25 protein-coding genes are annotated in these 24,556 nt (G+C 68.9%); 14 read left to right on the forward strand and 11 right to left on the reverse strand.

Annotation, left to right across the window (positions count from 1 at the left end; translation table 11 throughout):
- Window positions 1-4: 4 nt before the first annotated feature.
- Window positions 5-358, reverse strand: coding sequence for a winged helix-turn-helix transcriptional regulator (locus AC5W7N_RS09895; RefSeq protein ID WP_256673086.1), 354 nt, complete (start codon window positions 356-358; stop codon window positions 5-7).
- A 70-nt stretch (window positions 359-428) separates the two neighbouring features.
- Here AC5W7N_RS09895 and AC5W7N_RS09900 point away from each other — a divergent pair, with 70 nt between their 5' ends.
- Together AC5W7N_RS09900 and AC5W7N_RS09905 are read left to right on the forward strand one after the other, a co-directional pair.
- Window positions 429-1,202, forward strand: a complete 774-nt coding sequence (locus tag AC5W7N_RS09900; protein ID WP_495923558.1) for an SDR family oxidoreductase — start codon at window positions 429-431, stop codon at window positions 1,200-1,202.
- A gap of 203 nt (window positions 1,203-1,405) precedes the next feature.
- Complete coding sequence (locus tag AC5W7N_RS09905; protein WP_163811707.1) at window positions 1,406-1,831, forward strand: DUF4254 domain-containing protein; 426 nt, start codon at window positions 1,406-1,408, stop codon at window positions 1,829-1,831.
- 13 nt (window positions 1,832-1,844) lie between these two features.
- Here AC5W7N_RS09905 and AC5W7N_RS09910 read toward each other — a convergent pair whose 3' ends face one another.
- Window positions 1,845-2,342: a hypothetical protein gene (locus AC5W7N_RS09910; RefSeq protein WP_256673087.1), complete on the reverse strand. Its 498-nt coding sequence runs from the start codon at window positions 2,340-2,342 to the stop codon at window positions 1,845-1,847.
- A 280-nt stretch (window positions 2,343-2,622) separates the two neighbouring features.
- Here AC5W7N_RS09910 and AC5W7N_RS09915 point away from each other — a divergent pair, with 280 nt between their 5' ends.
- The gene (locus tag AC5W7N_RS09915; protein WP_194990239.1) at window positions 2,623-3,438 is read left to right on the forward strand and encodes an ABC transporter permease; all 816 of its coding nucleotides are present in this window, start codon (window positions 2,623-2,625) and stop codon (window positions 3,436-3,438) included.
- Window positions 3,435-4,268, forward strand: a complete 834-nt coding sequence (locus tag AC5W7N_RS09920; RefSeq protein ID WP_195007021.1) for an ABC transporter permease — start codon at window positions 3,435-3,437, stop codon at window positions 4,266-4,268. The genes AC5W7N_RS09915 and AC5W7N_RS09920 overlap by 4 nt, the downstream gene beginning before the upstream one ends.
- Here the strand turns inward: AC5W7N_RS09920 and AC5W7N_RS09925 are convergent.
- From AC5W7N_RS09925 to AC5W7N_RS09935, 3 genes are all read right to left on the reverse strand, one after another.
- Window positions 4,265-5,125, reverse strand: coding sequence for a helix-turn-helix domain-containing protein (locus AC5W7N_RS09925; protein WP_138447223.1), 861 nt, complete (start codon window positions 5,123-5,125; stop codon window positions 4,265-4,267). The two genes, AC5W7N_RS09920 and AC5W7N_RS09925, sit on opposite strands and share 4 nt — an antisense overlap.
- Window positions 5,126-5,333: 208 nt before the next feature.
- On the reverse strand, window positions 5,334-6,035 hold the full coding sequence (locus AC5W7N_RS09930) for an FMN reductase (RefSeq protein WP_495923559.1): 702 nt from the start codon (window positions 6,033-6,035) through the stop codon (window positions 5,334-5,336).
- Between the two features lie 4 nt (window positions 6,036-6,039).
- Window positions 6,040-7,179 (reverse strand): LLM class flavin-dependent oxidoreductase, encoded by a 1,140-nt coding sequence (locus tag AC5W7N_RS09935; protein ID WP_163811716.1) that lies wholly within the window; start codon window positions 7,177-7,179, stop codon window positions 6,040-6,042.
- Between the two features lie 174 nt (window positions 7,180-7,353).
- Here AC5W7N_RS09935 and AC5W7N_RS09940 point away from each other — a divergent pair, with 174 nt between their 5' ends.
- From AC5W7N_RS09940 to AC5W7N_RS09955, 4 genes are all read left to right on the forward strand, one after another.
- Window positions 7,354-7,974 (forward strand): TIGR03085 family metal-binding protein, encoded by a 621-nt coding sequence (locus tag AC5W7N_RS09940; protein ID WP_194989673.1) that lies wholly within the window; start codon window positions 7,354-7,356, stop codon window positions 7,972-7,974.
- A 644-nt stretch (window positions 7,975-8,618) separates the two neighbouring features.
- Window positions 8,619-10,370, forward strand: coding sequence for a hypothetical protein (locus tag AC5W7N_RS09945; protein WP_495923560.1), 1,752 nt, complete (start codon window positions 8,619-8,621; stop codon window positions 10,368-10,370).
- 449 nt (window positions 10,371-10,819) lie between these two features.
- Window positions 10,820-11,944: a cytochrome P450 family protein gene (locus tag AC5W7N_RS09950; RefSeq protein ID WP_495923561.1), complete on the forward strand. Its 1,125-nt coding sequence runs from the start codon at window positions 10,820-10,822 to the stop codon at window positions 11,942-11,944.
- Between the two features lie 376 nt (window positions 11,945-12,320).
- Window positions 12,321-12,680, forward strand: a complete 360-nt coding sequence (locus AC5W7N_RS09955) for a DUF4254 domain-containing protein (protein ID WP_163811998.1) — start codon at window positions 12,321-12,323, stop codon at window positions 12,678-12,680.
- A gap of 85 nt (window positions 12,681-12,765) precedes the next feature.
- On the opposite strand, the gene AC5W7N_RS09960 is transcribed toward AC5W7N_RS09955, so the two are convergent.
- Genes AC5W7N_RS09960 through AC5W7N_RS09985 form a run of 6 tightly spaced genes read right to left on the reverse strand, consistent with a single transcriptional unit; the run spans window position 12,766 to window position 18,643 of the window.
- Entirely contained in the window at window positions 12,766-13,563 is a 798-nt protein-coding gene (locus AC5W7N_RS09960) for an ABC transporter permease (RefSeq protein WP_195019708.1), read from the reverse strand.
- A 3-nt stretch (window positions 13,564-13,566) separates the two neighbouring features.
- Window positions 13,567-14,490, reverse strand: a complete 924-nt coding sequence (locus tag AC5W7N_RS09965) for a 2-aminoethylphosphonate ABC transporter permease subunit (RefSeq protein ID WP_416381957.1) — start codon at window positions 14,488-14,490, stop codon at window positions 13,567-13,569.
- Entirely contained in the window at window positions 14,487-15,668 is a 1,182-nt protein-coding gene (locus AC5W7N_RS09970; RefSeq protein ID WP_194989676.1) for an ABC transporter ATP-binding protein, read from the reverse strand. The genes AC5W7N_RS09965 and AC5W7N_RS09970 overlap by 4 nt, the downstream gene beginning before the upstream one ends.
- Before the next feature lie 28 nt (window positions 15,669-15,696).
- On the reverse strand, window positions 15,697-16,770 hold the full coding sequence (locus tag AC5W7N_RS09975) for a 2-aminoethylphosphonate ABC transporter substrate-binding protein (RefSeq protein ID WP_195019707.1): 1,074 nt from the start codon (window positions 16,768-16,770) through the stop codon (window positions 15,697-15,699).
- 56 nt (window positions 16,771-16,826) lie between these two features.
- Window positions 16,827-17,507: a phosphonatase-like hydrolase gene (locus AC5W7N_RS09980; RefSeq protein ID WP_195019706.1), complete on the reverse strand. Its 681-nt coding sequence runs from the start codon at window positions 17,505-17,507 to the stop codon at window positions 16,827-16,829.
- 8 nt (window positions 17,508-17,515) lie between these two features.
- A complete protein-coding gene (locus tag AC5W7N_RS09985) occupies window positions 17,516-18,643 on the reverse strand; it encodes a TIGR03364 family FAD-dependent oxidoreductase (protein ID WP_195019705.1) in 1,128 nt (375 codons plus the stop codon).
- Window positions 18,644-18,739: 96 nt separating this feature from the next.
- On the opposite strand from AC5W7N_RS09985, the gene AC5W7N_RS09990 reads away from it, so the two are divergent.
- The 6 genes from AC5W7N_RS09990 (at window position 18,740) to AC5W7N_RS10015 (ending at window position 24,490) form a co-directional block, all read left to right on the forward strand.
- Window positions 18,740-19,501: a GntR family transcriptional regulator gene (locus AC5W7N_RS09990; protein ID WP_495923562.1), complete on the forward strand. Its 762-nt coding sequence runs from the start codon at window positions 18,740-18,742 to the stop codon at window positions 19,499-19,501.
- A gap of 88 nt (window positions 19,502-19,589) precedes the next feature.
- A complete protein-coding gene (locus AC5W7N_RS09995; protein ID WP_163811732.1) occupies window positions 19,590-20,198 on the forward strand; it encodes a TetR/AcrR family transcriptional regulator in 609 nt (202 codons plus the stop codon).
- 78 nt (window positions 20,199-20,276) lie between these two features.
- A complete protein-coding gene (locus tag AC5W7N_RS10000) occupies window positions 20,277-21,170 on the forward strand; it encodes an alpha/beta hydrolase (RefSeq protein ID WP_194989680.1) in 894 nt (297 codons plus the stop codon).
- A gap of 67 nt (window positions 21,171-21,237) precedes the next feature.
- Window positions 21,238-21,726 (forward strand): hypothetical protein, encoded by a 489-nt coding sequence (locus AC5W7N_RS10005; RefSeq protein ID WP_163811737.1) that lies wholly within the window; start codon window positions 21,238-21,240, stop codon window positions 21,724-21,726.
- A gap of 81 nt (window positions 21,727-21,807) precedes the next feature.
- Window positions 21,808-22,671 (forward strand): type I methionyl aminopeptidase, encoded by an 864-nt coding sequence (gene map / locus AC5W7N_RS10010; protein WP_163811739.1) that lies wholly within the window; start codon window positions 21,808-21,810, stop codon window positions 22,669-22,671.
- A gap of 100 nt (window positions 22,672-22,771) precedes the next feature.
- Window positions 22,772-24,490: a cobyric acid synthase gene (locus AC5W7N_RS10015; protein WP_495924076.1), complete on the forward strand. Its 1,719-nt coding sequence runs from the start codon at window positions 22,772-22,774 to the stop codon at window positions 24,488-24,490.
- The last annotated feature ends 66 nt before the right edge of the window (window positions 24,491-24,556 follow it).

A 24,556-nucleotide genomic window follows, 5' to 3' on the forward strand; every position in this document is an offset into this window, starting at 1 on the left:
GAACTCAGGAACCACTCGGCGAGTCGGGCACCGCGGGCTGCCTGCGTTCGGCCCAGCGCCACAGCGGCTCCAACGCCTCACCGAGTTCGGCCCCAGCCTCGGTGAGCTCATAGGACTTGTCCGCGTTTTTGGTCACCAGCCCCGCGCTCTGCAAACTCTGCAGCCGCGTCGACAGCATGCTCGACGAGCAATTGCCCATCCGCCTGCGCAATTCGAGAAACCCGAGCCTGCCCGGTTCCAGCTCCCAGATCACCCGCAGCACCCAGCGCTGACCGAGTAGGTCCATGGCGGCCAGCATCGGCGCGACGGTGGGATCGTGTCTGCCGCGGGACGGCGTCGGCTCACTTGCGCTTCTCATTCAGAACCACCATAGTGATTCTAAATCAGAAGCACGGGGTCGGGTTGTCGCGTGGACGGAAGGTAGGCGAGTGGGCGAAACCGAGGCGAAGGCCGGACGGCGCACGGTCGTGATCACAGGCGCGTCCCGTGGCATCGGCGCCGAGACGGCCCGGGTGCTGGCGGCCGGCGGCGACCATGTCGTCATCAACTACCGCGAGAAGCGCAAGCGGGCCGACGCGCTGGCGGCCGAGATCATCGCCGCCGGCGGGGCCGCGTCCACCGTCGGCGCCGATATCTGCGACGAATCCTCCGCGCAGGCGATGGTCGATGCGGTCGCCCAGCGGCACGGGCAGGTGGATGTGCTGGTGCTCAACGCCTCCGGCGGGCTGGAACGCGGTGCCGCACCCGAGTATCCGATGGCCATCAATAGAGACGCGCAGGTGCGTCTGGTGCGCTTGGCGTTGCCGCATATGCCTGCCGGTTCCCGGATCGTCTTCGTCACCAGCCATCAGGCGCATTTCCATGGCCGAAAGCCCGTGCCGGCCGACTACGAGCCCATCGCGGCGAGCAAGCGGGCCGGTGAGGACGCGTTGCGGGCGATGATCCCGGAACTGGCCGAGCGGGGGATTCGGCTGCTCGTCGTGTCCGGGGACATGATCGACGGCACCATCATCGTGCGGTTGTTGCAGCGGCGGGACCCGGCGGCCGTTTCGGCGCGCCGTGAGCAGGCCGAGCTGCCGACGATCGCCGAATTCGCCGAGGCGGTCGCGGCGGCGGCCTCCAGTACCGCGGAGTCCGGGACCACCACCTACGTCGGCGGGCCGGACTATCTGACGGGGCGATCCGCGTCCGTGCCGGCCTGAATCACCGCCGAAATCCGGCGAATCGGATGGACCACCGGTTCTGTGACACCGAGAGTTGCGGAAAACGATGACGGCCGCCGGGAAGTAGTGGACGCTATCGGGGTGAACGGTGCAGTGAGTCCGGGGCCGCGGCGACAGCCGGAGCCTGGCTCGCTACTGCGCCGCGAGCGCGTGCGGGTGCGGGTGCGGGTGCGGTGGTGCCGATGATCCCGAGCAAGGAACTCGTGCTCGCGGCCTGCCGAGGCCTCCCGCACGCCGATCATCCGATGCTCGACGCCGCCGGCGAGCTCACCCAGCTGCACGAGCAGCGCGAGCGCACCCCGGTGAGCGCGCTGGCGAAGCTGGATCGCCGACGCGGACAGCTGGTGCGGGCGATCGATCGCTGGGTGACGCTGGCGACGCCGATCCCGCACGGTTCGGCCCGGCTGCATTCGGAAACCGTCGGCAGCATCGTCGACCGGATGGCACAGCTGACCGTGCATGCGTTCGTGGCCTCGGCGCACGCTCCCGACACCGTGTACTACGACGCGTGGGTGCGGCTGCACGAGGTGGCCGACAGCTATCAGGACCTCATCGTCGAAGTGCTCGACGGCAATCGCCGACTGCCCGACGCCGCGGGGGAGTGGTGAGCGGGGACAGCCGCTATCGACCGCGGCCGAACAAGCGGAACGACCGTTCCTTGCGCCGCGGCAGCGTCGCGTACACCATGGTCATCTCCGCGAACACCCCCGCATCGCGTTCGCGTTCGGGGCCGAAATCGTCGCGACCGAGCACATGCGCGACGGCACCCGGCGCCATCGACGACACCACCGAGGCCAGCGTCGGGGACAACTCCGCGGCCGGCGCGTCGAGATCGCCGTGCCCGAGCAGCATATGGCCGACGGCGTGCAGCACGATGTGCTCGGCATTGCGGCCCGCTGCCGCGGCGTCGTAGACGATGATGTCGTCGTATTTGCGTGCGATCCACAACCCATTGCCGCCGCAACCGATATCGGCCAGTGCCGACCGATGGGCGGGCTGCAGCGACAGCGGCCTGCTCCGGTGCGCGGCCACCTGAGCGAGGTAGGCGTTCAGGTCCCACGGGTGCGGTAGCGGTACCGTCCGCGCCGCCTCACCCAACCGGGCTTCCATGCTGTTCATCGTCGAACACGTTACCGATCAGGCCTTGTCTCGTCACCTTCGTGGCAGGCAGTGCAGCGTCGGTCCCTGAGCGTATCTTCGGCCTCGAAATCGCTGGGTAGAAAGTGTTTTCGGGTCACAGGCCTGCTGCGCCGAGGCAGCGTGCCGACGGTGGCGGGCGCGCGGGCAGTGGGAATTCACACCCCGAACGGATCCGTCCACCACGCCGTGACCGCGAAGTGATGGCCGCGAGCGCCCGAACGGAGGACGATGAGCGGGTGTCGAGCTCAGGACCGTGGCGGTGAGCGCACCGGCCGGTATCCGGACGGCGGCGCGCGCCGGCGCCGTCCGGCAGTGGTGGGTGCTCACCCGGCGGCTGATCCGTCCGTCGTGGCGCAACGGCGAACTGCTGACCGCGGTGCTCGCGCCGACGGTGTTCACCCTCGGCTTCTATGTGCCGCTGAACCTGGTGATGAGCTTCTACGGTCACGGCCTCAGCAGCTACGCGCAGTTCCTGATGCCGATGATCGTGATGCAGTCGGTGGCCTTCTGCGCCGGCTCGGCCGCGTTACGCGCGGCGACGGACGCCCGAGACGGTTTGGACGCCAGGTTCGGCTCCATGCCCATCGCCGCGACGGTGCCGCTGGCCGCGCGGATGGCGGCCGCGCTGTACCGCACCGCGGTGTCGCTGGCCGCGGCGGTGGTGTGCGGCACGGTGATCGGGTTCCGGTTCTACGGCAGCTGGTGGCACACGGCCGGTTTCGTCGTGCTCGCCTTGCTGATCGCGGCGGCGTTCGCGCTCGGCGCGGACTGGCTGGGGCGGCTCACCCGCAATCCGGAGGCGACCACCCAGTTCCTGGTGTTGCCGCAGCTGATCCTCGGCATGGTGTCGACCGGGTTCGCTCCGGCCGAGCAATTCCCGTCCTGGATCCAGGGTTTCGCCACCTACCAGCCGATATCCCGGTTCATCGATGCCCTGCGCGCGCTGGCCGGCGACTCGACGGGCAACGCGGGCGCGGTGGACTGGCCGATCATGGGACCCGCCCTGGCCTGGGTGTGCGGGCTGATGCTGGTATTCGGCGGCCTGGCCGTCGCGGAATCGGTGCGCAGGCGATGACCACCCAGACGCCGGACCCCATCGGTGTGCGCGGGCTGCCCGTGGTCACCGGCACCACCGAAACCCTTCGCCTGCTGGTGCCGCACACCCTGATCCAGACCCAGCGGCTGCTGCTGCGCTGGTGGCGCGATCCGCTGACGCTCATGCAGTCGCTGCTGTTCCCGGCCTTGCTGCTGGTGATGTTGCAGACCGTGCTCGGTCGCCAGATCTCGGCGTTCTCCGGCGCCAGCGCGCTCTACGGCTCGGTGCCGATGGTGGCGCTGGTCGGGGTGATGTCGGGGTCGCTGGCCGGTGCGATCACCCTCGGCCGCGAACGCGACGCCGGGCTGCTGGCCCGATTCTGGGTGCTCCCGGTGCACCGGGCCTCCGGGCTCGCGGCCCGGATCGTCGCCGAGGGCGTGCGCATCCTGACCTGCACGGTGGTGCTGTTCGCGGTCGGGGTGGTACTGGGATTCCGGTTCGAGCAGGGTTTCGCGGCAGCGGTGGCGCTGCTGGGGGTGCCACTGCTGTTCGGGCTCGCCTTCGCCACGGTGGTCACCACCGTCGCGGTGTTCGGGGCGAGAACGGCGGTAGTGGAGGCGATCTCACTGGGCTCGTCGATGATGATGTTCTTCAGCACCGGATTCGTGCCGCTGGCCGCCTACCCCGGATGGGCGCGCCCGATCGTGGAGTACCAGCCGATGAGCCACGCCATCAACGCCATGCGCGGACTGTCGCTGGGCGGGCCGGTGCGCGAGCCGTTGCTGGCGACGCTGGCCTGGTCGGTGGGTGCGATCCTGGTGTTCGCGATCCCCGCGGCCATCGGCTACCGCCGGGCCAGCCGGCGTTAGCTCAGGGCGCTCGCGGCCTCGGAGATCAGGGCCGCCGAATCGCGGGGACTCAACGCCATGGCGCGCAGCTGATCGAAGATGACGCCGAAGCGCCGGATCTCGTTGTGCCCCTCGATCAGCGCGTCGCCGGCGATGCCCTCGACATACACCAGTTCCGGATCGGCGGGATCATGGAAATCCAGCAGAGTGAACGCGCCTGCCATGCCCGGATGGGCGCCCGCGTCGAACGGCAGGATCTGCAGGATCACGTTCTTCTTCAACACCTCTTCCAGCAGCCGGTGCAGCTGCCCGCGCATGATCTCCGGCCCGCCGACCACCCGCCGGATCGCGGCCTCGTCCAGCACCACCCACAACTCCAGCGGATCGTCCTTGGTGAGCACCGCGGCACGGTCCATCCGAGCGCGGGCCCGGCGTTCCATCACCGCGGCGTCGACCTTGGGCATCGTCGTGTCGATCACCGCCAACGCGTACTGCTCGGTCTGCAGCAGGCCTGGCACGTAGGAGGTCTGGTAGTGCCGGGCCGACAGCGCCACGGACTCGAAATTGATATATGCCGCATAGACTTCGGTGAGGCTGGCCTCGTACGGGCGCGACATTCCGGGCTTCTGCGCATCGCTGAGCAATTCCAGCGCGTCCTTGCGGCGGGCCTCGTCGACGCCGTACAGGTCCAGCATCGTCAACAGGGTGCGCCGTTGCGGCCGCGCCTGCGCGCGCTCGATCCGGTACAGCGTGGTCACATTGATCCCGGTCTTGGCGCTGACTTCTTCCTTGGTGAGATTCGCCTGCTCACGCATCTCGGTCAGCAGCACCGACAGCCGCCGCAGGCCCGCGGTGAGGATCGTGCGCTTGCCCGCCATGACAACCCCTTCGCTGCGCACCCGCATCGGGTCGCGTCATCGTTCCCGGCTCGTAGCGCGTCCGGCACCCACCGGGCCGAGCCGCTCCGCCGCCGGCCCCAGACGCGTGTTGTCTCGAATCTACGACGTCGGAAGCGGTTCTACGAGCGTATGGGCAGATACGGCGGACGGATCCGCGAGTCGGCCCGATGCCGCGGCACCGGCGGGCTCAGCTGTGCGGTACGTGGCCGGGCCGGTCGTGCCGGGTCTTCGGCGACCCGACCTGACCGGTATGGCCGGCCAGCAGCTCGGCGAACGGCGTCGGTGTGGCGAGGGTATTTCCCGAATGGCGTTGCCTGCGCGGTTGCTCTTGCACGAATCCGCCGACGGCGTTCTGTTCGGCGACGACGAGCGTCGCGAATTCCGCCGCCGCGCGGCGCACCCGCTCAGCGAGCCCGGTCGATCCGAAATCCTCGGTGGCCGCGAAGATCCCGGTAGGCGTGACGACGGCGCGCAGGTAGGTGAACAGCGGACGCATGGCATGGTCGAGCACCAGCGAATGCCGCGGTGTGCCCGCGGTGGCCGCGATCAGCACCGGCATGCCGTTGAGCGCCTCGGGATCGAGGACGTCGATGAACATCTTGAACAGGCCGCTGTAGCTTGCGGCGAATACCGGCGTGACGGCGATGACGCCGTCGGCGGCCGACACCTTCGCCCTGACCTCGGCGATCGCTGCCGTCGGCAGACCACCGGTGATGGTGGTGGTCGCCAATTCGGTGGCCAGCTCGCGCAGTTCGACCACCTCGAACTCGACGGCCTCACCGCGTGCGGTCACCGCCGCCGAGACGGCATCGGCCAGCTGATCGGCCAGCAACCTGCTCGACGACGGCTGCGACAGCCCGGCGGTGAGGACCACTACTCGTCGTGTCATCGCTTCACTCCTCGCTCGCTGCGGCGAGCACGCGTTCGCGCGCGGGCTCGACCAGGTGATGCGGTGCCTGCGGACCGGCCGCCACCAGGCTCGCGTGGGTGGGCGGATCGCTGGGCACATGCGCGGGACGACGCGTCTCGAACTCCCGGCGCAGCGTGGGCACCACCTCGCGGCCAAGGATCTCGATCTGCTCGAGCACCACCTCGAGCGGCAGTCCGGCATGGTCGAGCAGGAACAGCTGACGTTGATAGTCGCCGACATTGTCGGCGAAGCCGAGGGTCCGCTCGATCACCTGCTCGGGTGTGCCCACCGTCAACGGCGTGAGCTCGGTGAACTCCTCCAGCGACGGGCCGTGCCCATAGACCGGCGCGTTGTCGAAGTAGGGGCGGAAGAACTTCTTGGCCGCGGCCTCGGTGTCGGCCATGAACACCTGACCGCCCAGACCGACGATGGCCTGATCGGCGCTGCCATGGCCGTAATGCTCGAAGCGCTGCCGGTACAGCGCCACCATCTGCGCGGTGTGCTCCTTGTTCCAGAAGATGTTGTTGTGGAAGAAGCCGTCACCGTAGTAGGCGGCCTGTTCGGCGATCTCCGGGGAGCGGATCGAGCCGTGCCAGACGAACGGGGGAGTCTGATCCAGCGGCGCCGGCGTCGAGGTGAAGCCCTGCAACGGTGTGCGGAACTTGCCCTGCCAGTCGACCTTCGGTTCCCGCCACAGCGTGCGCAGCAGGTGGTAGTTCTCCACCGCCAGCGGGATGCCGTCGCGGATGTCCTTGCCGAACCACGGATAAACCGGTCCGGTGTTGCCGCGGCCGAGCATCAGATCCACCCGGCCGTCGGCCAGGTGTTGCAGCATGGCGTAATCCTCGGCGATCTTCACCGGATCATTGGTGGTGATCAGAGTGGTCGCGGTGGACAGCCGCAGGTTCTCGGTGCGGGCGGCGATATAGCCGAGCATCGTCGTCGGCGAGGACGGGACGAACGGCGGGTTGTGGTGTTCACCGGTGGCGAAGACGTCGAGCCCGACCTCCTCGGCCTTCAGGGCGATCGCCACCATGGCCTTGATCCGTTCGGCCTCGCTCGGGGCGCGGCCGGTCGTGGGGTCGACGGTGACGTCCCCGACGGTGAAGATTCCGAACTGCACGATGCCCTCCTCCTCTCGTCCACCGAGTTGGTGGACATGGCAACCAAGGGAACGCGGCCGGTCGCCGGGCTATTCCCGGGCGCTGCCCGCCCCGCGATTCCCGGCCGCGACCGATCCGCCGACCGCCCCGATGACGGCCCCGACCGGCCGAACGCCCGGTGTTAGGGTCGACACATGAGCATGGCTCGCCGCGAACGACAGGCCCTGGCCGAGGCGATGATCGCCGCCGGACCCGAGGCGCCCACCCTGTGCGGGGAATGGACCGTGCGCGATCTGGCCGCCCATCTGGTCGTTCGCGAACGCCGCCCGGACGCGGCGCCCGGCATCCTGATCGACCGGCTGGCCGGCTACACCGACCGCGTCCAGGCGAAAGCCGCCCAGCGCTCGTTCCCGGACCTCATCGAGCAGGTGCGCACCGGCCCGCCGTGGTGGTCGCCGCTGCGCCCCGTCGACGCCCTGGTGAACCTCTCCGAGATGTTCATCCACCACGAGGACGTCCGCCGGGCCGCGGACGAATGGGACCCCCGCGAGCTGCCCGCCGCCGATCAGGACCAGCTCTGGAAGCTGCTCACCCGCACCGCGCGCATGTCCTACCGCAACTGCCCGGTCGCGGTCGTGCTCGAAACCCCCGACGGCCGCCGGATCACCGCCCGCCCCGGTGCCGACGAGGTCGTGCTGTGCGGCGAACCCGCCGAACTGCTGCTGCACGCCTTCGGGCGGGACCGGGTGCGGATCGAGGCCGCCGGCGAAACCGTGGCGGTCGAGGCCGCGCTGACCTGTGACCGGAGTGTGTGAGTCACAGCGGTCACCCGGTGCCGTGCCGTTCGGCGCGCCGAACGCGCGGTCGGCTGGTATGCGTGGCTCCGCCCGTGGTTGTCCAGCCGGCTTACCCGGCTCGGTGACGCGGAGATGAACATCGGGGTGATTCGCCGAAGCCGTTGGTTTGCAGGAATTCTCGCGGTTGCCCGATAGTTCCTGCTGGTGGGGCTCGGCTACTGCCGAGTAGCAGAATCCGGTGCCGGTGGATCCACGCAGACCACCCGCCGCGGGGGTGGGTTTGTGGCACAATACGTTTCGTGTCTCAGCCCGGCCATAGCAATCCTGCAGCACCGGTGGTGCCGCAGGTTGCCGTGATCGTTGGCACGGTCGAGCAGAACACACACATCACGAATTCGGAGGTCGAGGCCGTCGAGCCGGACCCTCCGGACGGAGCGAATTCGCGCAGTGTCGGAGTCTGGGCCGGTGATGCCCGACGGTATCGCGGTGCAACCGCAACCATGGTGTGCCGCACCGAGTCTTCATATGCCGACACGGCTTGGGGGTGGGTAGCGTAGCCGCCTTTTGGTGAACTCCACCTGGGGCACGTGGTGCATTGATCTATCGATGTGAACCCGCGCGATCGTTTCGATTTCTCACTTGTGTTTCGAAAGGGATGGACAATGGCACGCACCGCGCTGGCCGAGCTTATTCGGCATGGTAACCCGGAGATTCATCAGCAGTTGCAGGAGATCCTGAGCAACCCGGACTTCGCCGTCACGGAACAGCAGAGCCAGGAGCAGCGCCGCCTCAACGCGTATGACCAATTGCGTTACCTGGTCGGCAAGCTCGGCAGCTCGCGCGCCATCGCGACCGATCTGCCTTCGCTCTTCGCGGTTTTCGACTGGTCCGCAGTGCTGGCCACCGATCTGATCCCGCTGATCTCCGGGCACTACAACCTCGCATCGGGCAGCCTGGCCACCCTGACTGATGCCGATTCCGCCGCGCCATACCTCCAGGACCTCGATGACGCGTCAAGCGTCGGTGTCATGCTGCTCACCGAGTACGGATGCGGTTCCAACATCGGCTTCATGGAGACCACCGCGACCTGGGACGGCGACGGGTTCGTCATCAACACTCCGCACCCGCGGGCCCGGAAGTTCATGCCGAGTGTCGGCATCCCGGTATCGAGGGTCTGCGTCGTCGGCGCCCGTTACATCGACGGCGCGGGCGTGGACCAGGGTGTACACCTTTTCACGGCGCGCCTGCGCGACGCCAATGGCGACCCCGCTCCCGGGGTGACGATTACCCAGCTCGACCATCAGCCGCTGGTCATCATGGACAACTCGATCATCACCTTCGACAATCTTCGAGTCGAGCGCAGCGCGTGGCTCAGCAACGACCTCGCCACCATCGACGACAACGGTGTGCTGACCTGGCGTGACGAGGCGAGTCGGAAGCGGGCGTTCCCCTCCGCGATCAGCCAGCTGACCGTGGGCCGGATGGCGCTGTCGTCCTGCCTGAACGCGACTGCTCGTTCTGCCCTCTACATCGCGCTGAGCTATGCCAACAAGCGGGTGGTGCCGATGACGGCGGTCGACCGGCCCCTCATGCTCGATCTTCCGCATGTGCGCGACACCCTGCTCACCGACCTGGCCGGCACTGTCGCGCGGACCATCTACGGGAACGAGATCAAGACCTTCCTCGCGGGCAGCGATCTCACCGACCGCGACACCGTCGTCGCGGTGATGTTGGCCAAGTACTTCATCCAGCCACATGCCTTGGCCACGGTCACCCACGCTCGTATCAAGATGGGCGCCCAGGGCATGTTCAGCGCCAACCGGGTCGCCGACTACCTCGGCGTCTGCCATGCCGCGATCACCGGTGAGGGCGATTGCCACGTGCTCGGTTCGGTCGGCGGTCGCGTGCTGGCCAAACAGCTGGCGGGTTCACGACCGGCCGAACCCCGGCTGCACGACCCCGCCGACCCGCAGGAGCGCGCGCGCTTGCTGGAGGCTCGTACGCTGACGATCGCGCAAGAGGCGCAGCCATTGCTGAGCAACTCCGCGCTCTCGGATCGGCTCGCGGTCATTCCGGATGCGCTCAGCGTGGCCGACGCGCACTGCGCGGCGGAAGCCTTGCGGATGCTCGACAAGCACGCCGAGCATCCGGAGATCGCCGCAGTGCGGGATGTGTTCGCGCTGCAGTACCTCGATGAGCATTCGACGTGGTACCTCACCCATGGTCTGCTCGACATCGCCGCAGTCGAGGCGGTGCAGCGCGGGCTGGGTCGGGCCATCGAGAATCTCGCGGGTCACCTGCCCGCCCTGCTGGAGTCCTTCGGATTCGACGACGAGATTCTCGGCGCACCGGTGTTGGCCGATGATCTGGTCACCGCGTGGGACAACCACTGCGAGGCGGTGCGCCGCCACTGACCCTGCCGGGTCGAGTACTCGTCCAGCGTGGTTCCGCCGGCGGCGGAACCACGCTGGACGCTGTTGCGGCCGGCTACGCGCTGCCGACGGCCGAGACCGCGGCCAGGTGTGAGAGGGCGAGACCTGCACCCGTCGCTGATGGTGAGAACAGCGTGCCGTGATCGGACGGTCGGAGTACGGTACACAAGGCCGGGGCGATGTGTGGCCGACACGCGGGGCCTCGCCGACAGAAAGTTGTTGGCAGGGAACGTCATCGCAGCCCGATGGCCTTCACCCGGTCACGTCTCGAGTACTATGCTGCCGGATTCGATTGTCAAGGAGACTACGTGCATACGCAGCCCACGCAGGGTGCTGGCGCCGACTCATTTTCGCCGATCGAGGGCATAGGCCCCCGAATCCCGATCTACACCGAAAATTTTGCGGCCGACCCGCATGGGGCGTACCGGCAGATGCGACGTGACTACGGGCCGCTGGTGCCGATCGAGATGTGGCCGGGAGTGCCCGCGACCCTGGTGACCAAATATCGCACCGCGGTGCGCATTCTCAACGACCCCGAGCACTTCCCCGCCGATCCGCGCGCCTGGCAGAAGACGGTGCCGGCCGATATGCCGATCCTGCCGATGGTCGAGTGGCGGCCGAACGCGATCCGCACCAGCGGTGCGGAGCACGCGCGCTACCGCGGCGCGATGAACGACGCGCTGGCCGGGATAGATCTGAACGTGCTGCGAGCGATGGTGGAGCAGTCCGCCATCCCGATCACCAACACATTCTGCCGGGACGGCAACGCCGATGTGTTGAGTCAGTACGCACTCCCATTGGTCTTCTCGATTCTGTGCCAGGTCCTCGGCTGCCCGCAGGACATCGGTGAGCAGGTCGCGGCGGCCAGTGCGGCGATGTTCGACGGTGTGGACACCGAGGCGGTCAACGCCCAGATGGGCAGTGCGTTGCTCGAACTCACCGCGCTCAAGCGGGCGCATCCGGCCGATGACGTGACGACGCGGCTGGTGCAGCATCATGCCGACCTGTCCGATGAGGAGATGGTGCATCAGCTGGTTCTGCTGTTCGCCGCCGGTGTCGAACCGCCGGTGAACCTGATCGCCAACACCCTCGTCATGATGCTGAGCGATCCCCGCTTCACCAGCAGCGACAACAGTATTCCGCTGTCGACCAAGAGCGCGCTCGATGAAATGCTCGCGGTCGACCCGCCGATGGCCAACTACTGCATCACCTATCCGCGCCAGCCGATCCTGATCGAGAAGGTCTGGCTGCCCGCCAACCAGCCGGTGATCATCAGCATGGCCGCCTGCAACAACGACCCCGAGATCAACACCGGTGAGTTCGCGGGTAACGGCTGGAATCTGGCGTTCAGCTCGGGTCCGCACGCCTGCCCCGCGCATGCCAGGCCCTTCTCGTACCTGCTCGCCCAGGACGCCATCGACCAGCTCCTGGACGCCCTGCCGGAGTTGACGCTGGCGGTCCCCAAGCATGAGCTGGTGTGGCGGCCAGGGCCGTTCCACCGCGCGCTGACGGCGCTGCCGGTCGTCTTCCCACCCTCGCCGCCGCTGAACATCTGAATTCTTCGGTCCGGATCGGACCTCTGATCACCGCGGGCGTCCGGGCCGGCTGTGCTGTTGCCGGCCGGCGGACCCGCCGCGGCATGACGTGGCGTCGCCCTCATTCACCGACCGCCCGGTACGCACAAAGTAGTTCGCAATATTGCGTTCTGGGGTCTTGTGTTCTTGCATCGGTAAGTGCAAAATCTGCCTATCCTTGTTGTGAACAAGCGATCCGATCCGGATAACCGAACAGAGAGCCAATCATGTTGGTACAAAGTGTGATGGTGTCGGGTGAGTTCGGGGTGTGGGGATGAGCGCGCCGACGGTGGGGGTTCTGCCGACGGCGCCGCAATTGCTGTGTGCCTTCCAGGGGCGGCGGTTCCAGGACCGCGAGATGTTGCGCTCGGCGCATGCGCTGGTCGAACTGCACGAGCGGCGCGCCCAACTGCGTGATACCGCGTTGGTGGCCGAAATCGACTGTCGCAGGGTTGAACTCGTCGACGACATCAACGAGTGGATCACCCAGGAGGTGCCGCAGCATCGCAACGGCGCCACCCTGCACACCGAGAGCCTCGGGGCGGTGATCGACCGGATGGCGCGCAGCTGGGTCAACGCCAATCAGGCCATCGATACCAATGGTGCGCGCAGCGACAACACGCACAAGCACTGGTACCACCTGGCCGAACTGGTCGACGGCTACACCGATTTGATCGCCGAGGTGACCGGCGGCCGTCGGCGGTTGCCGGAGCAGTAACGCCGCGGCCGCGTCCATCCCACTGGACAGCCGCTCGCTCGGCCGGTGGAGGTCCGCCCGGACCACCACCGGCCGATCTCGTTGTTCAGCGCAGTGCGGCGCGGCCCTTGATCCGGCCGAGCAGGATGAGCGCCAGCAGTGTGACCAGCACGAGCACCGTGGTGCCCGCGGCGGCGTCGAACACCTCGCCGCGATCGGTGAGCGCGAAAATGCTGACCGGCAGCGTTTTCCAGGTGGCCGGATACACCATGATGGTGGCGCCGAGCTCGCCCATGGACAGGGCGACGGCCAGGCCCGCGGCGGCGCCGAGAGCGGGCAGCAGCAGCGGCAGCGTCACCTGGCACAGCACCCGGACCGGGTCGGCGCCGAGTGATTCGGCCGCCTGCCGGTACGCCGGGTCGAGCCGGTCGAGGGCCGCCGACACCGCGCTGAACGTATACGCCAGCACCAGCACCGAATGCGCCACGATGACAATCCATTTGGTGCCGCCGAGCACGAGTGGCCGCTCGTTGAACGCGATCAGCACGCCGAGCCCGATCGCCACCGACGGCACCGCCACCGGCAGGTGGAACACCGCATCGGTCAGCCGCCGCCACCACTGCGGTGCCTCGCGCCCCGCCAGTGCGGACCACGTGCCGAGCACCAGGGACACCGCGCCGGCCAGCAGCGCCGTCTGCACGCTGACCGAGAGGCTGGCCAATTGCTCACCCGAGAGCGCTCGTTCGAGGTTGGCGGTGCCGAGATCCGACGGCAGCGGCCCGGTCCAGCTGCCGGCCAGCGCGGCCGCGAACACCGTCGCGATCGGGGCCGCGAAGACCACCAGCACCACCACCGCGAACACCGCGAGCACCAGCGCACGTCCGCGCCCGGTCCACACCAGCATTGTTCAGCGCTCCTTCCGGGTCGGACCGGTGACCCTGGCGAAGATCAGCCGGTACCCGAGATACAGGGTCAGTGACAGCGCGACCTGGACGGTGGCCAGTACCGCCGCACCGGGCAGATCGAAGGTGACGATGCCGCGGGTGTAGATCAGCGCGGGCAGGGTGATCACCCCTTTCGCGCCGGTGAACAGCACGATGCCGAATTCGTTGAGCGTCAACAGCAGTACCAGGCTGCCGCCTGCGGCGAGGGCGGGCCACGCCTCGGGCAGTACCACCTGACGCAGCACCCGCCACGGGCTCGCCCCCAGGCTCGCGGCGACGTCGAGTTGCTCACGCGGCAGTTGAGCGAACGCGGCCAGCAGCGGACGCACCACGAACGGGGTGAAGAAGGTGATCTCGGCCAGGATCACCCCGGTCGGGGTGGTGAGAAAGTCGAGGGCCGGTCCTTCTCGTCCGGTGAGGCGGGAGATGAGCGCGTTCACCGCGCCGGCCGTGCCGTAGAGGAAGGTGAAGGCGAGCGTGATCAGGAACGACGGCAGCGTCAGCACCGTGTCGATGAGGCGGCCGACCACGGTGGCGCCGGGAAACGGGACGAACGCCAGCACCACCGCCAGGAACGCGCCGAGCACCAGACAGCCCGCCGTCGAGCAGGCCGCGATGGTGATCGTGCGCCACAGCGCGTCCCGGAAGGCCGCCGATCCGAGGACCTGCGACCAGGTTTCGGTGCCGCGACCGTCCGGGGTGATCGTCGATTCGGTGAGCACCCGCAGGATCGGGTAGACCGCGATGACCAGCACCACGAGCATCGGCGGCAGCGCCCACGCGATCGGCCGGAGGTTTCGCCGCGATGCCGGGGACGCGCTACCGGCCGCCATCGGGATATGACTCGGAAGCTCGGGTGCTGGTGGTTGTTCGGTCGATGTCGTCATGACGGGCTCCCACTGCTGCCATCCAACGGCGGTGGAATGAGTACTCCGGCCGGATCGGGGAGTATGACGCCGACCACTGCGCCGGTTTCGGTCTCCACGTGTCCGGCGACGTCGGCGGTGAGCTCACCGGACAGCCCGTCGACGCTCATCCGCACGCGGGTGGAGGCGCCGCGCCAGACCGCGCTCAGCACCGTCGCGCGCAGGGCTCCTCGGTCGCCGGTGGCGCCGATTCGCACGGTATGCGGCCGGATACACAGCAGTGCCTCGGAATCCGGCGCCCAGGCCGGACGGCCGACGCCCGGTTGGGGTGCCTGTGCCCGCAGGGTCGAGGTGCCTGCGGTGACCAGCGCAGTGCCGCCGGAGACCCGGTTGACGGTGCACGGCAGCAGATTCGCGCCGCCGAGGAAGGCGGCGGTGAAATCCGACGGCGGACGCTGCCACAGGTTGGCCGCGGTGTCGATATCGACCAGGCGCGCATCGCGCATGACCGCGATGCGATCGGCCAGGGCCAGCGCCTCGGTCTGATCATGGGTGACATACAACATCGCGGTGTCCGGCAGCGCCTGCCGAAGTTGTTGCAGCTCACCGAGCATGGACTGGCGCAGCTGTGCGTCGAGTGCGGCGAGCGGTTCGTCGAGCAGCAGCACCGGCGGCCGGATGGCAAGCGCCCGGGCGATGGCCACCCGCTGCTGCTGGCCACCGGAGAGTTCGCGCGGCAGTCGCTTCGCGTAGCCGGCCATGCCGACCATCTCGAGGGCTTCGACGACCCTGGCGTCGATCTCCCCGCGCGGAACCCGATGGGCCTTCACTCCGAAGGCCACGTTGCCGTGCACCGTCATATGCGGGAACAGGGCGTAGGACTGGACGACGACACCGATACCGCGTTTGGCCGGCGAGAGGCCGGTGACCTCGCGCCCGGCCAGCCGCACCGCGCCCGAGGTCGGCCGGACGAAGCCGGCCAGCGCCTTGAGCGCGGTGGACTTGCCGGAGCCGCTCGGCCCGAGCAGCGCGACGGTCTCACCCGCCGCCACCCGCAGCGAGAAGTCGGTCAGGGCGACGGTCGCGGTGCGGCCGCGGCCGTAACTGACACCCACCCGATCGAAGACGATCGCGGCTTCGGCCGCGTGTGCGGCGGCCTTCGTGGTGTTTGTGGTCGTGAGCGCGTCACCGGCGGGCATTGTCGGCTCCTGTCGTCGTCGGCGGATGTCAGCTGCCGGTGGCCCGCTGGTAGGCGGCGATATCGCCGTCCAGCTCGGTCAGCACGGTGTTCCAATCGACCGGGACCACCTCGACACCGGCGAGCAGGCTGCTCGGCGAGGGTTCGGTAGCTGTCGGTGCGTTGCGCAATTCGGCACGCGCGGGTACGGCGAACGCCTCCGGCGCCAGGGTCTGCTGGGCGGGAGTCGACAGCAGGAACTCCATCAGCTGCTTGGCCTCGGCCTGGTGCGGTGCGGTCTTGCTCAGCCCCATGACATACGGAACCGCGACCGTGGAGCGCTTGCCGTCGGCGCCGGCGGGGAAGAAGATCGAGAACTTCGATCCCTTGTCCGCGATGGTGGCCAGGTTCATCTGGATATCGCCGTTGGCGATCAGCAGCTCGGCCTTGTCGACCTTGGCCTGCAGTTTGCCGGTCGACGACGACGGACCCACATTGTTGGCCTGCAACTTCGCCAGATAGTCCAGCGCGCCCTGCTTGCCGAGCAACTGCTGCAACAGGATCAGCACGGCGGTGCCGTCACCGGCCTGGCCGGGGGTCGAATATTGCAGTTTGCCCTTGTATTCCGGCTTCAGGAGGTCGTCCCAGGTCAGTCGCGCGGTGTCGACCGCGGGGTTGGCGATGAAGCACAGGTAGTTCTCGGCGAGGGTGACGTACTGGCCGTCCGGATCCTTGTCGGCGGCCGGCACGGCAGCGGTGTCGATGCCGCTGTCGGCGAGCAGGCCCGAACTCTTCGCCTTCTGGATGAACGGCGGCAACGTGACCAGTACGTCGGCCTGCGGGTTGTTCTGCTCCATGGTCACCCGGTTGACGACCTCGCCGGAGCCGGCTTCGACCAGATTCACCGCGATACCGGTCTGTTCGGTGAACTCGGCGAAACGCTTGTCGTACCAACCGGCCAGGCCGTCGGCGGAGTAGACGGTGACGGATTTACCGCCGGTGGCCTCGGCCCCGGTCCCTCCGCAGGCCGCCGTGAACGCCACCGCGGTGGCGGTGGCGACCAGCAGTGCGGTCCGGGAAAGGGTGCGTGCCAGGCGTCGGCCCGGTGTATTCGAAGTACGCACGATGACTGCAACTTTCGTTCTCGAAGCGAGTGAGGAGTCGAAGGGACGGGTCGGATTCAGTGCAGGATCAGGTCGGCGAACTCGCTGACCGACGCCACCACGTGGGTGGCACCGGCCTCGCGCAGCGCGTCCGCGTCATGGGCGCCGGTGAGGGTGCCGGCGACGATCCGGGCGCCCGCGGCCAGGCCGGTGGCGATATCGCTGGTGGTGTCGCCGAGCACCGCCACCCGGTCGACGGCGTCGGCGCCCAGACGCAGCAGCGCGGTGAGCACCAGGTCGGGGTAGGGGCGGCCGCGGCCGGCGTCCGAGGGCGCAAGGGTCAGGTCGGCGATGTCGTGCCAGCCGAGCGCGTCGAGCAGCCGGTCTTGGGTGGCACGGCTGAACCCGGTGGTCAGCGCCACCTTCACCCCGGCCGAGCGCAGTGCCCGGATGGCCTCGGCGGCGCCGGGGATCGGTGCGACATCGGAGTCTTCGATCAGCGCGTCGTAGGCGGCTTCGAAGGCGCGGTTGGCCTGGTGCGCCCGGTCGTCGTCGCCGAGCAGGGCGCGAAAGACCGCGATCTTCGATTGCCCCATGGTGTCGAGCACGTAGCCGCGGGCGCGGTCGCGTTCGGGGCCGGCGGCGGGGATCCCGGCGGCGGTGGCGGCCTCCTCGAAGGCGCGCAGCACCAGGCCGCCATCGGCGACGGTGGTGCCCGCCATATCCAGGACCGCGAGCTGAATGGTGGTGTCCGGCATGGTGATCCTCACAGGTTGAGCAGGTCGGCGGTCTCTTCGCCGAGTGCGGGTCCGAGGGTCATGCCGCGCCCGCCGGGCCCGGTCACCACCCAGATGTGCTCGTCGGCCCGGGCGCGGGTGACGATGGCGTCCGGATCGACGCTCTGGCTGTACACCCCGGCCCAGCGGCGCATGATCGGCGGCAGCTTGCGGCCGAGCAGTTCCTCGGTGACGGAGGTGAGGTGCTCATAGGGCGCCTCGTCGACGTCGAACGGGAACGGTTCGGCGTACTCATGGGTGTCGCCGATGGTCAGCCCGCCGTGCAGGCGCTGCACGCACAGCAGCTGCATCTTGTGCTCGGCCGCGGTGGCGGTCTGGGACTGCTCGCGTTCGAGCGCCTCGACCTGCGGACCGGCGAACCCGGGGTAGTAGCGGAAACTGTCGCCGTCGGCGATCGCGGTGGTGAGCGCCTCGCCCAGCGGCGCCGTCTGCATCATCTGCAACCGCACCCGGCGCACGGGCAGCTCACCGGCGAGATCACGGGTCAGGCCGGTGTGCGCGGCGCCCGCGCAGACGAGCACCAGATCGGCCTCGAACGTGCGGCCCCGGTCGTCGCGCACGGTCGCGCCGCCTGCGGTGTCCTGGACGGTCCTGGCCTCGGTGCCCGCGTGGAAGGTGTAGCGGCCCGAGGCCTCCATGTACGCGCGCAGCGCGGGCAGCGCCTGCCGGGATTCCACCGCCGCGTCGGCCGAGCAATGCAGTCCGGCAAGGAACTTGCCGCGCAGCGCCGGATTGAGTGCGCGCACCTGCTCGGGCTCGAGCAGTTCGAAACCGCGCTGCTCGGCGGTCGGACCCGCGGCCGCGGCCTCGGCCACCGCCAGTTCGGCGGGCGTGCGCACCAGCGTCAGCGAGCCCGCCGGCCGGAACCCGACGCCCGGGACCCGGCCACCGATCTCCTCCCAGAGCTGCCGCGACCGCAACGTCAGCTCGAGTTCCGTTGCCGAGCGCCCGGAGACCCAGACCAGGCCGAAGTTGCGTACTGTGGCGCCGCGGGCTTCGGGCTCGCGCTCCAGCTGGAGGACCTCGTGGCCGCGCCCGATCGCGGCCAGGGCGTGCGCGGTGCCGAGGATGCCGCCGCCGATGATGACCAATCGCATGCGCCCATCGTGCACATTGGTCTAGACCGATGGGTGTGGGCCGCGCGAACGCTGGGTTAACAATTGGTATAGACCAATTGCGGGTACGCTGAGGGCATGGACACGACGGATGTGGCGGGGGCGGATACCCGGTGGCCCAAGGCTTTTCCGACGACGACGCCCAAGGTCGTCGGCAAGGCCTACCAGGTGCGCACCGAGATCGAGCGGATCCTCGACGAGCTGAACGAAGGCGATCCGGTGCCCTCGGAGCGCGAACTCGCCACCCGGTTCGAGGTCGCGCGCGAAACGGTGCGCCAGGCCCTGCGCGACCTGCTGGTCGAGGGCCGCATTCGCCGGCGGGGCCGGGGCACGGTGGTATCGCGACCGAAGATGGTGCAGCCGTTGGCCTTGCAGTCCTACACCGAGGCAGCGCTCAGCCTGGGGCGGGTACCGGGGCGTTCGGTGGTCGGCTGGCAGGACGTGCCCGCCGACGCCGATACCGCGCGTGACCTCGGTGTCGAGCCCGGCACCGAGGTGATGCATCTGGAACGGGTGCTGCTGGCCGATGGTGAACGCATCGGCCTGGAGAGCACCTACCTGCCATTGAGCCGTTTCGCCGGGCTGCGCGGCAGTTACGATCCGGCCACCTCGCTGTACGCCGCCATCCGGGCCGCCGGAGTGGAATTCGCCGCGGCGACAGAGCGAATCGAGACCGTGCTCGCCGCACCACGCGAGGCGGCCCTGCTGGAGTGCAGCACCGCGCTGCCGCTGATCCTGCTGACCCGCCGTAGCGTCGATGCGGCGGGTCAGCCCATCGAGCGGGTGCGCTCGCTGTATCGCGGTGATCGCATCGCCTTCGAAGCGCGACTGGGGCGCTGACTTCCGGCCGCCGTGCTGCCCGGGAATCGCGATGTCCGGGGCGCTGATCGAGCGCAGGGTTCGCCCGACGACTCGGTACGGTGCAGTTATGTCAGGAACGACCTCGCCGCGAGTAGGCCGCCCCCGCGACCGCGACTTGGATGCGGCCTTGCTCGAAGCCGCGGCGCGGCTGGTCGTGGAGCGTGGCTACGCCGCGCTGACGCTGCAGGCGGTGGCCGACGAGGCCGAGACGAGCCGACCGGCCCTGTACCGCAGGTATGCCGATCGTGCCGAGCTCGTCATGGCTGTGCTGATCGATCGTTTCGGCTTGCGGCCGGGCGGGCAGGATCTCGGCGGCCTCGAAGCGGAAATGCTGGCGATCCAGCAGCATCAGCGGGACCTGTTCAACGAGCCGGTGATGGGCAAGGCGCTGCCCGGGTTGCTGGCCGATCTGGCGAGCAACCCGGAGGCTGCGCGTCGTTTCCAGGAGGAGTTCCTCACGCCTCGCCGCGTCTCCACCGCCTCGATCCTGGAACGCGCGGCCGCTCGGGGGGAGATCGAGCCGGGTGTGGATCCGGAATGGATCTGCGATTTGATCACCGGTCCGATGCTGATGCGGGCGCTGGTGCCCTCGCTCGGTCCGATCGACGACGAACTGGTGCGGTTGACCGTCCGGTCCGCGTTGGATGCGCTCGGCTACCGGGGGCCACGCAGCTGATCCATGAATGTGGTTGACGCCACATTTCCGTGCCTCTACTCTCAGTTACGTTACGGCACGTAATTTATTGGAGGCACCATGCGGGTCGATACCGAATTCCTCAGCAATGGCGTCACCCTGCGCGGGTGGCTGTATCGGCCGGAGGCCGGCCCGCCGACCGGCGCACCGCTGGTGGTCATGACCCACGGGTTCGCCGGCGTCAAGGAATGGGTGGCGCCGTTCGCCGAGGTACTGGCCGCCGCGGGCCTGGCGTGCCTGGTGTACGACCATCCCGGCTTCGGGACTTCGGACGGCGCACCCAGGTACGAAGTGGACCCGCAGGCCCAGATCGACGGCTACCGCGATGCGATCACCTATGCGCAGACCCTCGACGGCATCGACCCGGATCGGATCGCGGTGTGGGGCACCAGCTACGCCGGGGCCCATGTGCTGGTCGTCGCCGCCACCGACCGGCGGGTGCGTGCCGTGGTCTCCCAGGTGCCGCTGACCGACGGTTGGGCCACCTTCAGCCGCCTCGTGCCACCGACCATGATCCCGATGCTGCACGAGGCCATCGCCGCGGACCGCCTCGCCGTCGCGGCGGGTAAACCGCATCAGACGATCAAGGCGGCCTCCGACGACCCCACCGAGATGGTCGCCATGCCGGGCCTCGAGGTGTACCAATGGCTGATGGACAACGGCCCGCGAGTCGCCACCTGGCGCAATGAAGTGACGCTGTCCAGCGTCGACAAGTTCCAGTCCTACGCTCCGGAAGCATTCGTCCGACGAGTCTCGCCCACTCCGCTGCTCATGATCGTCGCCGATCAGGACACCCTCACGCCGACCGATATCGCGCTGGCCCGCTATCAGGAGGCGCTCGAACCCAAACAGCTGGAACTCGTTCCGGGCGGTCACTTCTCGGTCTACGGGGAACAGTTCGACCGGGCCGTCGGCGCGGCACGCGCCTTTCTGACCGCTCACCTGCTCGGATGATCACTCCGGTAGCGCCGAAGGCCCGCCGCCGCAGCACCGCGCGCCGCACTGCCGTGCAGGTCGAGCCATGACGGTGCTGGCGCTGGCGATCGGCGCGGACGTTCTCGCGGCGGGCCGGGTGCGTGCCGGCGGCGTCCACGCCATCCGGCGCAAGCCCATGCCCGCGACGCCGGCGTGGTGGTCCTGCCGCGAACTGCTGCTCGATGTCGCCGGCGACGACGAGGTCACCGCGGTCGGGATCGCGTGCGCGGGGCGGATCGGCGGACCCGCCGGCACGGTCGGGTGGGCCGGAATCTCCGGCCGTTGCGGCGGATTCGGGATGGTCGCGGCGGTGCGCAAGATGTTTCCCGCGGCCGTGGTGCGCATGGGCACCGAAGGGCTGTGCGCGGCGCTCGCCGCGCAGCAGTCGCAGGCCTCGTACGGGGTGGAGACGGTGCTCGCCGGGGCCGAGCTACTTGCAACGATCGCCGAGGAACGATCGTTGCTCAGCTGGCCACCGGAGCAGGACGACGTCCGCCGCGCGCTGCCGCTCGGTCCGTGCGAGCAGTACCGGTAGCGGTGGCATGACCCATCATGCGAGGAGGTCGAGAGCGGTGGGCGACGGTCTACCCGCAGTGCGGGCCGCTAGGGTGGAGCAATGTCCGTGCGCACCCGTCAGCCGCTAGTTCCCGGTACGCAATCGCCGATCCGGGAGGTTCCGCGCGCCATCGAGCGCCCGGAATACGCCTGGAAGAAGACCGTCAACGAAGGCCACGAGCCGTGGGTGCAGACGCCGGAGACGATCGAGAAGATGCGGGTGGCCGGCCGGATCGCGGCACGGGCGCTGGCGGAAGCCGGTAAGGCCGTCGCGCCCGGCGTGACCACCGACGAGCTGGACCGGATCGTGCACGAATACCTGTGCGATCACGGCGCCTACCCGTCGACGCTCGGCTACAAGGGTTTCCCGAAATCCTGCTGCACCTCGCTGAACGAGGTCATCTGCCACGGCATTCCGGATTCCACCGTCATCGAGGACGGCGACATCGTCAATATCGACGTCACCGCCTACATCGACGGCGTCCACGGCGACACCAACAAGACCTACCTGGCCGGCGATGTCGACGAGGAGGTGCGCCTGCTGGTCGAGCGCACCGAAGAGGCCACCATGCGCGCGATCAAGGCGGTGCGCCCCGGGCGCGCGCTCAACGTCATCGGGCGTGTCATCGAGTCCTACGCCAACCGGTTCGGCTACGGCGTGGTCCGCGACTTCACCGGCCACGGCGTCGGCCCCACCTTCCACAGCGGCCTGGTGATCCTGCACTACGATCAGCCCGCGGTGGATTCGGTGATCGAGCCGGGCATGACCTTCACCATCGAGCCGATGATCAACCTCGGCGGCATCGACTACGAGATCTGGGACGACGGCTGGACCGTGGTCACCAAGGACCGCAAGTGGACAGCGCAGTTCGAGCACACCCTCGTCGTCACCGATACCGGCGCGGAAATCCTGACCCTGCCGTGAACACGGTGGTCGGTGGCCACCTGGCGGCGAGCGGATTCGGCTCGGACGTCGGTGCGGTGCCGCCCGTTCACCGGTGGCCGCGAGCCTGCGCGGGCCGGGGATGAAGGGCGCGCTGCTGGTCGCAGGCACCACCTCGGACGCCGGTAAGAGCGTGCTGGTCGCCGGCATCTGCCGGATGCTGGCCCGGCGCGGGGTGCGGGTGGCGCCGTTCAAGGCGCAGAACATGTCGAACAACTCGGTGGTCACCCTGGACGGCGGGGAGATCGGCCGGGCGCAGGCGCTGCAGGCCCGAGCCTGCGGGCTCGAGCCCAGCGTGCGATTCAATCCGGTGCTGCTCAAACCGGGCAGCGATCGACGCTCGCAGTTGGTGGTCCGGGGGAAGGCCGTCGATACCATCGGCGCCGGCGACTACTTCCGGCATCGGCAGTGGCTTCGGGGGGTCGTCGCGGACGAGTTGGCGGCATTGCGCGCCGAGTTCGATGTGGTGATCTGCGAGGGCGCGGGCTCGCCCGCCGAAATCAACCTGCGCGCCACCGATCTGGCGAATATGGGGCTGGCCCGAGCGGCCGATCTCCCGGTGCTGATCGTCGGCGATATCGACCGCGGCGGGGTGCTCGCGCATCTGTTCGGCACCCTGGCGATCCTGGAACCCGAAGATCAGCAACTGATTTCCGGGTTCGTGATCAACAAGTTCCGCGGCGACGTCGAGCTGCTGCGACCCGGCCTCGACCAGCTCACCGCGCTCACCGGCCGCCCGACGCTCGGCGTCATCCCCTACAGCGACGAACTGTGGATCGACGCCGAGGATTCGCTCGGCACCGTAGCCGACGCCCCGGTCGGGCGCCCGCGCCCGCCGATCGGCAGCGAATGGCTGACCGTCGCGGCGGTCCGGCTGCCCCGCATCTCGAACTCCACCGATGTGGAGGCCTTGGCGTGCGAGCCAGGGGTCTCGGTGCGGTGGGTGACCGAACCGTCGCGATTGTCCGGCGCCGACCTGGTGGTGCTGCCGGGGAGCAAGGCCACCGTCGACGATCTGCGCTGGTTGCGCCGCACCGGATTGGCCGATGCGCTGCTCGCCCGAGCTGCTGCGGGCGGGCCGATCTTCGGCATCTGCGGGGGCTATCAGATGCTGGGCTCCCGCATCATCGACGAGGTGGAGTCGGGGGCGGGGACGGTCGACGGTCTCGGGCTGCTCGATCTCGAGGTCGAATTCGGCGCGCCCAAGGTCGTGCGGCGGGTGGTCGGCGTGGGTGCGGCTGCGCCGGGGATCGCCCTGCGCGGATATGAAATTCATCACGGCCGGGTCCGGCGCACCGGTGAGCGCCACTGGCTTCGTCTCACGCCGGACGAGCGTCGGGAGCCCGCCGGGACGTCGCCCGAATTCGACGGTCATCCGCTGCCCGGGCACCGGAACGATCCCGCGCCGAGGGAATCGGCAGCACTGGGCGCCGGGACCACCGCCGCAGGTTCGGGCCCCGACGGCGAGCCCGGCCGCAACGATGTGCTCACGCCGGGCATACCCGAGGGCAGCGTCCGCGGGACTGTCTGGGGCACCCATGTCCATGGGTTGATGGAATCGGATGCGTTCCGCCGTGCCTGGCTCGCCGAGATCGCCGCGCAGGCCGGACGCACGGGATTCCGCGTCGCGTCCGGCACCTCCGTCGCGGCCGTGCGCCTCGCCCAGCTCGATCTGCTCGCCGACCTCGTGGAGCAGCATCTCGACCTGGACGCGCTCGACCGCCTGCTCGTCGGCGGCGCGCCGCGAGATCTGCCTGCCGTCACCGCTACCAGAGACGACGCAGCCCGCCTCACGCCCTGATCGTGCGGGCGGGCGCGGCCCGACACACCGCTTCCCGGACAGACAGGCCCGCCGATCCGGTCAGTG

The sequence above is a fragment of the Nocardia sp. CDC519 genome (assembly GCF_059509835.1).